This window comes from Rhodococcus sp. 05-340-2 (assembly GCF_002258915.1).
Classification (GTDB): domain Bacteria; phylum Actinomycetota; class Actinomycetes; order Mycobacteriales; family Mycobacteriaceae; genus Rhodococcoides.
In genome coordinates, this window is the sequence record NZ_NOYU01000027.1 from 138,685 (window position 1) to 151,342 (window position 12,658).

Below are 12,658 nucleotides of genomic sequence, written 5' to 3' on the forward strand. Positions count from 1 at the left end.
ATCGACCTGTAGGTAGGCACTCATGGTAAAGCTCATCGATCGTGTCTCCGCGATCAACTGGAATCGGGTCCAGGACGACAAGGACTCCGAAGTCTGGGAGCGTCTCACCAGTAATTTCTGGCTGCCCGAGAAGGTGCCGGTGTCCAACGACATCCCGTCGTGGGCGACGCTGACCGCTGTCGAGAAGCAGTTGACGATGCGCGTGTTCACCGGACTGACGCTGCTGGACACCATTCAGGGCACAGTCGGCGCTGTCAGCCTCATCCCGGACGCCATCACTCCCCACGAGGAAGCGGTGTACACCAACATCGCGTTCATGGAATCGGTGCACGCCAAGAGCTACAGCTCCATCTTCTCCACCCTCAGCTCCACCCGCGACATCGACGACGCGTTCCGCTGGTCCGAGGAGAACGTCAACCTCCAGCGCAAAGCCGAGATCGTCCTGAACTTCTACCACGGTGACGATCCGCTCAAGCGCAAGGTCGCGTCGACCCTGCTCGAGTCGTTCCTGTTCTACTCCGGCTTCTACCTGCCGATGTACTGGTCCTCACGGGCCAAGCTCACCAACACCGCGGACCTGATCCGTCTGATCATCCGCGACGAGGCCGTGCACGGGTACTACATCGGCTACAAGTACCAGAAGGGTCTCGAGAAGGTCAGCGAGGCGCAGCGTGAGGAGCTCAAGAACTACACGTTCGAGTTGCTGTTCGAGTTGTACGACAACGAGGTCGAGTACACCCAGGACCTCTACGACGAGATCGGCCTGACCGAGGACGTCAAGAAGTTCCTGCGCTACAACGCCAACAAGGCACTGAACAATCTCGGCTACGAGGGCCTGTTCCCCAAGGACGAGACGGACGTCAACCCGGCGATCCTGTCGGCGCTCTCACCCAACGCCGACGAGAACCACGACTTCTTCTCCGGTTCGGGTTCCTCGTACGTCATCGGCAAGGCCGTCAACACCGAAGACGAGGACTGGGACTTCTGAGACCGCTCGCGCCGTTCCGGGACGCTCACGAATTCGGTGGGCGTCCCGGCGGGCGAATGTCCTCGGCGTCCTTGGGCATTCGGCCCTTCTCGCTCAGCGCGCGGCGCAGCAGGAACTCGATCTGAGCGTTGGTGCTCCGCAACTCGTCGGAGGCCCAGCGGGCGAGGGCGTCGTGCACCGCTGGGTCCAACCGCAGCAGTATCTTCTTACGTTCGACGGCCATGGCTCACTGGTACAGCGATCCGGTGTTGACGACAGGTTGCGTGTCGCGGTCGCTGCACAGCACCACGAGCAGATTCGACACCATGGTGGCCTTGCGCTCCTCGTCGAGCTCGACGACGTGCTTCTCCTCGAGCTTCCCGAGCGCCATCTCGACCATTCCGACGGCACCTTCGACGATCTGCTGACGGGCGGCGATGACCGCCCCGGCCTGCTGACGCCGCAACATTGCCTGGGCGATCTCCGGGGCATAGGCCAGACGGTTGATTCGGGTTTCGATCACCTCGACCCCGGCCGAACGTACACGTGCGTGCACCTCCTCCGACATGGCGGCAGTGATCTCGTCGGCGTTCTCCCGCAACGACATTCGCCCTTCGGCGTCGTACGGGTAGCTACCGGCGATGTGCCGGACGGCAGACTCGGTCTGGACGGCGACGAACTCCTCGTAGTCATCGACCTGGAACGATGCCAGTGCAGTATCGGCAACCTGCCAGACGACGATGGCGGAGATCTCGATCGGATTGCCGTCGGCGTCGTTGACCTTCGATTGCCCGGTCTCGTGGTTGCGGATTCGCGTCGAGATGGCCCGGCGGTACGTCAACGGATTGGTCCAACGAAGTCCCGGCGTCCGCAGGGTGCCGCTGTACGAACTCCCGAGAAGCTGAAGAACGCGAGCCTGATTCGGCTGAACCAGGGTCAGACCCATGAGTGCCGGCAGTGAGAGAACGAACAGAACGACCCCGGCTGCGACGAGTCCTACGACGGTGAACACGAGCCCGAGCGCGAACGCGGCGATTCCGCCGAGGAACAGCGTGAGGCCGATGCCGAGCATCGACCAGCCGGGCAGATCCCATCCCGGGCGCTCGGCGATGGTGGTGGTCGGGGTACCCGTCGGCTTCTCGGCGACGGTTGCAGGTGCTGACATGAGAACCTCCCTCTCGATGTTGATAGTAAAGTGATATCACATTATGAATCGAGAGGGGGACGGTTCGGTGGAACGGTGTCTTCGGTGCGGTGGGGGAGTCAGCGCCGGAACCACGCCGACGGCTCGCCGGCGATGGCCTTCTCTATGCGCAATCGCGAAGTGGCCGTGAGGTTTTCCGGGAGCGCGTCCAGTGCGAACCAGGCGACGTCGAGATTCTCGTCATCGGCAACATGAGGCGTGCCTCCGGTGTACCGAGCGAGGAACGTGATGTCGAGATACTGCGCGACGTCGCCGTTGGGGTACGTGATCGGCTCCGTCACGTCGACACTCGTCAGGCGCACGATCGAGGCGTCGACCCCGGTTTCCTCGCCGATCTCGCGCAGGGCGGCCGGGGCGGGTTCCTCGCCCGGTTCGAGGATTCCGGAGACCACGGCCCAGGTGTTGTTGTCCGCTCGCAGGGTCAGCAGCACGCGCCGGTCGTCGTCGAGAACGACAGCGCTGACACCGGACAGCCACAGCGGCGACGTACCGACGACGCTGCGCAGGGCGCGGACGAATTCGGGAATCGGCATCGCGTCAGGAGACGTAGGCGTTCAGGGAAGCGGACAGATCGTCCAGAACGGCCCGCGCGGCGACGACGCCGCTGCCCGACCACACCGTGTCGTTCACGGCGAACACCCGACCGTCGGTGACCGAACCGAGAGCGTGCCACGCGTCACCGTCCATCATCTCGCGCCCGAACGTCTCGCCGTCGGGGCCCGCGAATCGCACGTAGACGATGTCTCCCTCGACCGGCGAGAGGTTGTCCGACTCGACCGAGAACGTCGCGTCGCGCTGGCTCTGGGGCCGACCGACTCCCACCTCGTCGAGTATCTGGCCCGCGAACGAGTTCGGTCCGTCCACCTCGATGGAGTCCGCAGCGAATCTGACGACGGACGCCTGGGTCTGGGTGGCGTCGATCTCGCGACCCACTCGTTCGGCATCCGCGGAGAACGACGCGAGTGCCTCGAATCCCGCTTGGCCACGACCGAGCGCCGCCGCGGACTGCAGGAAGGTGTCCTTCCAACCCTGCCCGGTTGCGGTGAAGACGGTCGGGGCAATCGCCGTGAGCCTGTCGTAGGTATCGGATCCGAGAGAATCGGCACCCAGGATCAGGTCGGGGTCGAGGGCGGCGATGGCATCGATGTCCGGTGCACCCACCGGGCCGACGGACGGGACGGACGCCAATCCGGTGCCCAGGTACAGCGGTTGATCGCCGTCACCGCGGAAATCGGGGTCGATCGTGGCCGCCCCGACGACACGCTCCCAGATTCCGACCGCGCAGCTCGCGTCCAGTCCTGCGGCATCGAGTACGACGATGCGCTGGGGGTCGGCCGGAATGGCGCTGATGCCCTCGGCATGGCCCACGGGTCGGGTGTCACCCTCGATGCCGGTCGGGTCGAGTGGTGCCAGTGCTGGGCACAGGCCCACGGTGTCCCGGTTGTTTCCGACCACTCCGGCACCGGCGATGTTCGTGGTCGTGCGGATGATGGTGGACGCGTCGTCCTGCGTCTCGGAGTCGGAGCAGCCGGCCAACGCCATGGTTGCGGCAAGGCATACGGCGGCGACGGCACCGATCCTGCGCGGCGCACACGAACGGGGGACTCGCGGGTGGAGTGGCAACGCGGGACTTCCTTCGACGGGTCGGGTGGTCTCACACAGTATCGGAAGGCCGCCGTCGTAGAACACCCGAACGGACGCCGTCGAGAGTGCGGAATCGGCGACGATCGCGGCGTTCCCCGCTGCGTCGGAAATGCCGACAGCGCAGGCAGATCGCGCGATCCGGGCCTTCTCGATTCGGCCCAATACGACACACGGTAGGACCGGTTCGGCAAGTGCCGGTCCGACGGTCTACGATTCGAGGAGCGCACGACTAGATGACGTCGCCTCGTGGTTCGAGGTCCGACGCGCAATCAGGAGGATCTGTGACTGCCCTAGCGCCTAGGCCCGCTCCCGCGGTGGATGCTGCTCGGCCGTTCCCGCCGAGGACGGGACCGAAGGGGTCGTTTCTGCACAAAGCGGTGACGACCACCGATCCCAAGGTGTTGGGAATCATGTACATCGCGACATCGTTCGCGTTCTTCCTCGTCGGTGGACTCATGGCGCTGCTGATGCGCGCCGAGTTGGCCATTCCGGGAATGCAGTTCCTGTCCAACGAGCAGTACAACCAGCTGTTCACCATGCACGGCACCATCATGCTGCTGCTGTACGCGACGCCGATCGTGTTCGGATTCGCGAACTACATCCTGCCGCTGCAGATCGGCGCTCCCGACGTCGCGTTCCCGCGGTTGAACGCGTTCTCGTACTGGCTGTACCTGTTCGGTGCCTTGATCACCACGGCCGGGTTCATCACTCCCGGCGGCGCAGCAGACTTCGGTTGGACCGCGTACACCCCACTCACCTCGGCTCTGCATTCGCCGGGTGTGGGTGCAGACCTGTGGATCATGGGTCTGGCCATCGCCGGTCTCGGCACCATCCTCGGCGGCGTGAACATGATCACCACCGTGATCTGCTTGCGCGCCCCCGGTATGACGATGTTCCGCATGCCGATCTTCACCTGGAACATCCTGGTGACGTCGATCCTGATTCTGCTGGCTTTCCCGCTGCTGACGGCGGCCCTGCTCGGCCTGGCGGCCGATCGTCACCTGGGTGCGCACCTGTTCGATCCGGCAACCGGTGGCGTGTTGCTGTGGCAGCACCTGTTCTGGTTCTTCGGTCACCCCGAGGTCTACATCATCGCGCTGCCGTTCTTCGGAATCGTCTCCGAGGTGTTCCCCGTCTTCTCGCGTAAGCCGATCTTCGGTTACTCCGGTCTGATCTACGCAACGATCGCGATCGCCGCCCTCTCCATCGCGGTGTGGGCGCACCACATGTACGCCACGGGCGCTGTGTTGCTGCCGTTCTTCTCCTTCATGACGTTCTTGATCGCGGTGCCCACGGGCGTGAAGATCTTCAACTGGGTCGGCACGATGTGGCGAGGCCAGGTGACATTGGAAACGCCGATGCTGTTCTCGCTCGGCTTCCTGATCACCTTCGTCTTCGGCGGCCTGACCGGTGTTCTGCTGGCGTCGCCGCCCATCGACTTCCAGGTCACCGACACGTACTTCGTGGTCGCCCACTTCCACTACGTGGTGTTCGGCACCGTGGTGTTCGCGACGTACGCCGGCATCTACTTCTGGTTCCCGAAGATGACGGGCCGGATGATGGACGAGGCACTGGGCAAGTGGCACTTCTGGCTGACGTTCTTCGGATTCCACGCCACGTTCCTGGTGCAGCACTGGCTCGGAAACGAGGGCATGCCGCGTCGCTACGCGGACTACCTTCCCTCGGACGGATTCACCGAGCTGAACGTCATCTCCACGATCGGTGCCTTCATCCTCGGTGCCTCGACACTGCCGTTCGTGTGGAACGTGTTCAAGTCCTACCGATACGGCGAGGTCGTCACCGTCGACGATCCGTGGGGCTACGGCAACTCGCTGGAGTGGGCCACCTCCTGCCCGCCGCCGCGACACAACTTCACCGAACTGCCTCGGATCCGTTCCGAGCGTCCGGCGTTCGAGTTGCACTACCCGCACATGGTCGAACGGATGCGCGCGGAAGCGCACGTCGGGCCGGGAGCACACGGTGGTAAGACCACCGCAGTCCTCGAACAGGCCCGCCGGGCTCCGATCGCCACCAGCGATCACGAAGGGTCCGGAGACCCGGACCCCAAGTAGTCCACAGCAGAGCGAGAGCCCCTCCCGGCTACCGGGTGGGGCTCTTCGCTTGCGACAATCTCGTGGCGTGTTCGGGCTCGCTCGTCCACGACAGGTGACACGAAGACCTATCCGGCCGCTGGCCGTGCGCGAAAGGGAGATCCGGTGACTTCGAGCGACACCGCAGTGCTGGTGACGGTGACAGGGCCCGACAAGCCGGGCGTCACATCGGTGCTGTTCGCAGCACTGTCACGGCACAACGTCAGCCTCCTCGACGTCGAGCAGGTGGTCATTCGCGGCAGGTTGACTCTGGGCGTTCTCCTGTCCTGCCCCCGCGACCCCGAAGCACTCCAGGAAGAGTTGGAGGACGCGATGGCGACGGTCGGTGTGCACGTCGATGTCGAGATCGACACCGCGCGGGGCGGTGGTCAGATCCTGGCCACCCACGTCGTCGTCGTTCTGGGCCGACCGGTGACCGCTCGTGCCTTCAGCACCATCTCCCGTGAACTCGCCCGACAGGGCGCGAACATCGATGCCATTCGCGGAATCGCCGACTATCCGGTCACGGGCCTCGAACTTCAGGTGACCGCAACCGACACCTCGCCGGATGCCGACCTGCAACTGCGCACCGGCCTCGCGGCCATCGCAGCCGGAATCGGCGTCGACATCGCCGTGCAGCGCGGCGGAATCGCACGGCGATCCAAGCGACTGATCGTGTTCGACGTCGACTCGACGCTCGTCCAGGGTGAGGTCATCGAAATGTTGGCTGCCCGCGCCGGGCGAGAGGACGAAGTTCGTGCGGTCACCGAAGCTGCCATGCGCGGTGAGATCGACTTCGCGGAGTCGCTCGAACAGCGGGTTGCCGTGTTGGCGGGGCTCGACGAATCCGTCATCGACGAAGTGGGCGAGAGCCTGGAACTGACGGCGGGCGCCAGGACCACCATCCGTACCCTCCGTCGTCTCGGATTCGCCTGCGGCGTCGTATCCGGAGGATTCCGGCAGGTCATCGAGGGACTCGCGCACGAACTCGAACTCGACTACGTCAAGGCGAACACCCTCGAGATCGTCGACGGCAAGCTCACCGGCCGGGTGATCGGAGAAGTGGTCGATCGTGCTGCGAAAGCGACGGCACTGCGCGAGTTCGCGGCACAGTCGGGAGTGCCGATGGAGCAGACCGTCGCCGTCGGCGACGGAGCGAACGACATCGACATGCTGACGGCCGCGGGCCTGGGGGTCGCCTTCAACGCCAAGCCTGCGTTGCGAGAGATCGCCGACACGGCTATCTCGCATCCGTATCTGGACGCGGTTCTGTTCATCCTCGGCGTCACCCGCAACGAGATCGAAGCTGCGGACGCAGTCGACGGGGGAGTCCGCCGCGTCCCGATCCCATGATCGGCGATGACATGACCGGCGACGACATGACCGGCGGTCCCATGAGCGATGCACCGGATGACGTGGCGGCTGTGACTGTGGCCGAGGAGTTCTCGCCGGACAACACGTTCGTCTCGCGCCACGCCGAGCTCGCTCGTGGGTACGGCGGAGCGGAGGACCCGGCAGATCCGTCCCAGGTTCTGGCCATGCCGTTGGTGCTGCACATCCCCAAAATCGATCCGCCCCTGCGTAGCGAGTTGCTCGAGGCAGCTGCCAGAGCCACCGTTGCGCTGTGCCTGGACCCACGAGTGGGCGTGGGCGCTTCGTGGAACGAGGCCTTCACCGAGTGGACGTCGGCTCGCATCCGAAAGGTTGCCCGACGTGCGCGCGGTGCCCAGTGGCGTGCGGCGCAGGAAGTTCCGGGTGTGACGGTCGACGTCGGGGGAGCGTCGGCACGCGCTTTCGTGCCCGGTCGGGTCGGAGATCTGGATCCGCGGATCAAGCGGCTTCAGATCGGTGGGACCGACGTGTCGGCCGAAGACGAACCTTCGGTCTCGGCAGGCCCGGTGCTGTGGATCGACGCCTCGCTGTCCATGACGGTGGGCAAGGCAGCCGCGCAGGTGGGTCACGCGTCGATGCTGCTGGCGGGTGCGATGAGCACAGCGCAATGCCGCGAGTGGGCTGCGTCGGGCTTCGAATGTTCGGTTCGGTCTGCGAGCCCGGAACAGTGGACGCGTGCGTTGGACGAGGTTCGCGCTGGACGTGCCGTCGCGGTGCGGGATGCGGGCTTCACCGAAGTGGCACCCGGTTCGACGACCGTGATTGCCGTTCCCTAGATCTGGGGTCCACTGTCGCACAAGTGGCTATGCCGAACATGTCCAGTAGCCCCGAGACTGGAAGCATGTTCATCTCACCACGTCGTGTTGTCGCCGGTCGCCGGCTACCTTCTCGGTTGGCCGCCCTCTACGTGGGGCTGTGGCTGTACGGGGCGTCGATGTCGTTGATGATCGCCGGCGGACTGGGCGTCAACCCCTGGGATGTCTTTCACCAGGGTCTCGAGAGCCACCTCTCGCTCAGCTTCGGAACCATCACCGCGATCACCGGCGTGGCCGTACTGCTGATGTGGATCCCGCTGCGGCAACGTCCTGGCCTGGGCACCGTGAGCAACGTGGTGGTGATCGCCGTTGCGGTGGACGCGACGTCGGCGGTGTTGCCGCATCTCGACGGGCTTCCGATCAGGACCCTGGCCATGGTGTCCGGCATCGTGGTCAACGCGTTCGCAACCGCGCTGTACATCGGTGCCGGGATGGGTCCGGGGCCGCGAGACGGACTGATGACCGGTCTGGTGGCCAGGACCGGATGGTCGATTCGGCTCACCCGCACCGGAATCGAGTTGGCCGTGGTGCTCACCGGTTGGTTGCTCGGTGGGACGCTCGGTGTCGGGACGGTTCTCTATGCGCTCGGAGTCGGTCCGCTCGTGCAAGTGTTCATGACTCACCTGCCTGCGCTGCGCAGTACCAGGACCGTCGATCCGGTCACCGATATCGTCGAACCCGCTTCCAGCGCAGTGGTATCCGAGGGCACCCCGTCCACACACGAGGAATCGAGGACCGGAACGAACCGCGACGACGACCAACTCGGGCACGCCAGAGTGATGTCGGCGGGGCCGCCGGAATGGAGGACGAGGAGCGAGCTGGCGTCGTCGACCTGCCCGCCGTCGGAGGCATAGGAGCGCACGTCGGAACCGTCCACCCAGGCCTGAATGGTGCGCACCGAGTCGTCGTTCCATCGGTCCGTGTCGAATTCGACTCCGGCGGAATCGAACCACACCAGATCGGGTCGGCCGGTCGGTGTCGCGCGGCCGGTGAAGAACTCCTGCTGACGCAGGGTCGGAGCGCTCGCGCGGACGCGGAGCAGTCGGCCCACGAAGCGAATCATGTTCTGATCGGCACTGTCCCAGTCGATGGCCCAGGAGTCTGCGGCCGGTGCGTCCTCGGCGATGCAGTAGGCGTTGTTGTTGCCTCCCTGGCTGTGTCCCAGTTCGTCGCCGGCGAGCAGCATCGGTGTACCGGTGGAGAGCGTCAGGGTCGCCAGTAACGCCCGAACGTGACGTCCCCGAGCCTCGACGACGGATGGATCGTCGCTCGGACCCTCGACGCCGTGGTTGACCGACGAATTGTTGTCGGTACCGTCCCTGTTCTCTTCGCCGTTGGCCTCGTTGTGCTTTCGTTCGTACGACACCAGATCTCGGGCGGTGAACCCGTCGTGCGCGGTGACGAAGTTGATCGACGCCCACGGCAGGCGCCCGCCGCCCGCGAAGAGGTCTTCCGAACCGGCCAGCCGCGAGGCCAATTCGCGAACCCCGTGCTGGCCCGCCCAGAAGCGTCGCACCGTGTCGCGGTAGCGATCGTTCCATTCCGACCACGCCACTCCGAAGTTGCCGACCTGATAGCCGGCACCGGTGGCGTCCCACGGCTCGGCGATCAATTTGACCCTGGCCAGGACCGGGTCCGTGGCTATGGCGGTCAACAACGGTGCGCGAGAATCGAATCGCCAACCACCGGGCCGGCCGAGAGTGCTGGCGAGGTCGAATCGGAACCCGTCCACACCCATGTCCTCGACCCAGTACCGAAGGCTGTCGCACACCATCCGCACGACCGCGGGTGATGCGGAATCGAGAGTGTTGCCACAGCCGGTCAGATCGACGTCCGATCCGCGTCCGTCCAGCAGGTAGTAGCCGGGTGCATCGAGCCCACGCCAGCTGATCGAGGGGCCGTCGACCGCGGATTCGCACGTGTGGTTGTAGACGACGTCGAGGATCACCTCGATCCCGGCAGCGTGCAGCGCGTCGACCATGGTGCGAAATTCGTCCACCTCGTCACCGGGAACAGCGGCGAAACGCGGGTCGGGTGCGAAGTACGCACCCGTCGAGTACCCCCAGTGGTTTCGCATACCCCGGGCGCGAACCCCGGGTTCGGTGAATGTGGTGTGTACGGGCAACAATTCGATCGACGTGATGCCGATGCGCCCGAGATGCTCGAGCACCGCAGGCTCGGCGAGACCCAGGTATGTCCCGCGAAGATGCTGGGGCACAGCAGGATTGCGGGCCGTGAACGACCCCACGTGCAGCTCGTAGAGTACCGTTCGGTCCCAGGGCACGTCGGGGCGCGCGGGACGGCCGACTCGATCGGCAGCTGCGCGGACGACGCCGAGCGGGAGGTGTCCGAGCGAGTCCCGAGAACTGGGCGCACCGAACGGGTCGTCCTCGTAGGCGAGCAGTGCCGACGGGTCTCCGAATGCGCCCGTCACCTGGCGCGCGGCGGGATCGAGCAGAATCTTCGCGCCGTTGAACCTACGGCCGGAGTGCGGATCCCATTTTCCGTGGGCGCGGAAGCCGTATCGATCACCGGGGCGCACTCCCGGGACGAAGGCATGTCGAACCCCGAAGGTGCGGGTGGTCAGCTCCACCCGACGTTCACCGCCGTCCGGATCGATCAGACATACTTCGACTCCATCGGCCTCGGGTGCATGGACTGCAAATTGAGTGCCAGTCGACAGTGCAGTGGCACCCAGTGGGAACGGAGACCCGGGGGGATTCGAGGCGGACTCGCCGCCGGCGGTCCGGTGGGAGCTACGAGGCAGATCGTCATTGGGCGACACGCGTGCACATCCTGCCGTGAATGCACGGTCGATGTGCGGGAAGATAGGCGTCGTGTCTGAACCGGATCCCGACCTGCTCGTAGATTTCACCGACGTAGTCGTCCGCCGTGGCGGTGCGACCCTGGTGGGACCCGTCACCTGGAAGGTGGAACTGGACGAACGGTGGGTCGTGCTCGGCCCGAACGGCGCCGGGAAGACGTCCCTGCTTCGTATCGCTGCGGCCGAGATCCATCCCACGTCCGGTGTCGCCCACGTTCTCGGCGAAATCATGGGCAAAACCGACGTCTCCGAACTCCGACCGCGGATCGGCCTGTCGTCCTCCTCGCTTGCGCAGCGCATTCCCGCCGACGAACTCGTGTCCGATCTGGTGGTGTCCGCCGGCTACTCGGTATTGGGGCGTTGGCGAGAGAAATACGACGCGGTCGACACCGAGCGCGCAGTCGAGATGCTCGAGAGCCTCGGTGCAGAACATCTCGCCACCCGCACCTACGGCACGCTGTCCGAAGGCGAACGAAAGCGTGTTCTCATCGCCCGCGCCCTGATGACCGACCCCGAACTTCTCTTGCTGGACGAGCCGGCGGCCGGCCTCGACCTCGGTGGACGCGAGGAGCTGGTGGCACGCCTGACCGACCTCGCTGCCGATCCCGACGCCCCCGCGACCGTGCTGATCACCCACCACGTGGAAGAGATCCCGCCGGGCTTCAGTCACGCGTTGTTGCTCAAGGAAGGCGGCGTGGTGGCACAGGGACTCATGGACGACGTCATCACCGCAGAGAACCTGACCGAGGCGTTCAGCCAGTCGATCGCACTCGATCGCGTCGACGGTCGATTCTTCGCGCGGCGGACCCGCGCTGCAGGAGCGCACCGCCGGTAGAGCGGACCGAGCGATTCCGCTGCGAAGCGCAGCGGTACGTTGCCCTGCATGAGCTCGAACAGTGCTGCCGATCACGCGCAGGCGCGGGACGCCTCGACGGTCATCTTGATTCGTGACGGTCTGTCACGACCCGGCATCGAGGTTTTCCTGCTCGAGCGGGTCGGTGGTATGGCATTCGCGGGTGGCATGACGGTGTTTCCCGGTGGCGGCGTCGACCCCTCGGACGCGGCAGCGGACGTCCGCTGGGCAGGGCCTCCGCCGTCGTGGTGGGCCGAGCGCTTCGGAACGGACGAGGGCAAGGCTCAGGCCCTTGTGTGTGCTGCGGCGCGCGAAACGTTCGAGGAGTGCGGCGTGCTGTTGGCCGGCTCGACGCCGGAATCGATCGTTGCCGATACCGCTCCGTTCGCGGCGGAGCGGGGTCGGCTCGAGCGCCGCGAAGTGTCGTTCGCCGAGTTTCTCACCGCCCACGACCTCGTTCTGCGATCGGATCTGCTCCGGCCGTGGTCCCACTGGATCACCCCGGTCGGCGAGGCGCGACGGTACGACACCCGGTTCTTCGTTGCGGTGCTGCCCGAGGGGCAGAGTGCGGACGGCGAGACCAGCGAGGCAGCGTCGGTGAGTTGGCGCTCGACCGGTGACGCACTGGCGGACTGGCGGGCGGGAAACACAATTCTCCTTCCGCCGACCTGGAGCCAACTGGACGCACTGTCTCGGTTCGACACCGTCGCGCAGGTCGTCGAGCACGACCGCGAGATCGCCCCGGTGCTTCCGATTCTCACCCGCGACGACGGTACGGTCCGGGTGGTCTTCGAGGGCGACGATGCGTACTACGCCGGAACGCGACATCCCTGGTCGGATCGTCCGTCCGAGGCCCGGTAGCCTTTCGG

Annotated in this window: 11 protein-coding genes and 1 pseudogene; 7 read left to right on the top strand and 5 right to left on the bottom strand. The window is 65.5% G+C overall.

The features are described from left to right. Positions 1-22 precede the first annotated feature (22 nt). Positions 23-988, top strand: coding sequence for a class 1b ribonucleoside-diphosphate reductase subunit beta (gene nrdF / locus CH271_RS15655; protein WP_008717549.1), 966 nt, complete (start codon positions 23-25; stop codon positions 986-988). Between the two features lie 25 nt (positions 989-1,013). On the opposite strand, the gene CH271_RS15660 is transcribed toward nrdF, so the two are convergent. From CH271_RS15660 to CH271_RS15675, 4 genes are all read right to left on the bottom strand, one after another. Next, a complete protein-coding gene (locus tag CH271_RS15660) occupies positions 1,014-1,211 on the bottom strand; it encodes a hypothetical protein (RefSeq protein WP_037189794.1) in 198 nt (65 codons plus the stop codon). Between the two features lie 3 nt (positions 1,212-1,214). Continuing rightward, a complete protein-coding gene (locus tag CH271_RS15665; protein WP_037189793.1) occupies positions 1,215-2,132 on the bottom strand; it encodes an SPFH domain-containing protein in 918 nt (305 codons plus the stop codon). 98 nt (positions 2,133-2,230) lie between these two features. Beyond that, on the bottom strand, positions 2,231-2,704 hold the full coding sequence (locus CH271_RS15670; protein WP_037189792.1) for an NUDIX hydrolase: 474 nt from the start codon (positions 2,702-2,704) through the stop codon (positions 2,231-2,233). A gap of 4 nt (positions 2,705-2,708) precedes the next feature. Further along, positions 2,709-3,713, bottom strand: a complete 1,005-nt coding sequence (locus tag CH271_RS15675; RefSeq protein WP_094634532.1) for an iron-siderophore ABC transporter substrate-binding protein — start codon at positions 3,711-3,713, stop codon at positions 2,709-2,711. A 383-nt stretch (positions 3,714-4,096) separates the two neighbouring features. Here CH271_RS15675 and ctaD point away from each other — a divergent pair, with 383 nt between their 5' ends. From ctaD to yczE, 4 genes and pseudogenes are all read left to right on the top strand, one after another. Continuing rightward, on the top strand, positions 4,097-5,887 hold the full coding sequence (gene ctaD / locus CH271_RS15680) for an aa3-type cytochrome oxidase subunit I (RefSeq protein WP_037189791.1): 1,791 nt from the start codon (positions 4,097-4,099) through the stop codon (positions 5,885-5,887). Between the two features lie 144 nt (positions 5,888-6,031). Then, on the top strand, positions 6,032-7,258 hold the full coding sequence (gene serB / locus CH271_RS15685) for a phosphoserine phosphatase SerB (RefSeq protein ID WP_094634171.1): 1,227 nt from the start codon (positions 6,032-6,034) through the stop codon (positions 7,256-7,258). Between the two features lie 41 nt (positions 7,259-7,299). After that, positions 7,300-8,073 carry a peptidyl-tRNA hydrolase gene (locus tag CH271_RS15690; protein ID WP_094634533.1) on the top strand — a complete coding sequence of 258 codons (774 nt, stop codon included), beginning with the start codon at positions 7,300-7,302 and terminating at the stop codon, positions 8,071-8,073. A 65-nt stretch (positions 8,074-8,138) separates the two neighbouring features. After that, positions 8,139-8,720 (top strand): annotated as a pseudogene (gene yczE / locus CH271_RS29705) (membrane protein YczE); the annotation flags it as partial. A gap of 11 nt (positions 8,721-8,731) precedes the next feature. Here the strand turns inward: yczE and glgX are convergent. Continuing rightward, positions 8,732-10,897: a glycogen debranching protein GlgX gene (gene glgX / locus CH271_RS15700; RefSeq protein WP_373453568.1), complete on the bottom strand. Its 2,166-nt coding sequence runs from the start codon at positions 10,895-10,897 to the stop codon at positions 8,732-8,734. A 31-nt stretch (positions 10,898-10,928) separates the two neighbouring features. On the opposite strand from glgX, the gene CH271_RS15705 reads away from it, so the two are divergent. Further along, positions 10,929-11,771, top strand: coding sequence for an ABC transporter ATP-binding protein (locus CH271_RS15705; protein ID WP_037190200.1), 843 nt, complete (start codon positions 10,929-10,931; stop codon positions 11,769-11,771). 48 nt (positions 11,772-11,819) lie between these two features. Continuing rightward, positions 11,820-12,650: an NUDIX hydrolase gene (locus CH271_RS15710; protein ID WP_094634172.1), complete on the top strand. Its 831-nt coding sequence runs from the start codon at positions 11,820-11,822 to the stop codon at positions 12,648-12,650. Positions 12,651-12,658: the final 8 nt, after the last annotated feature.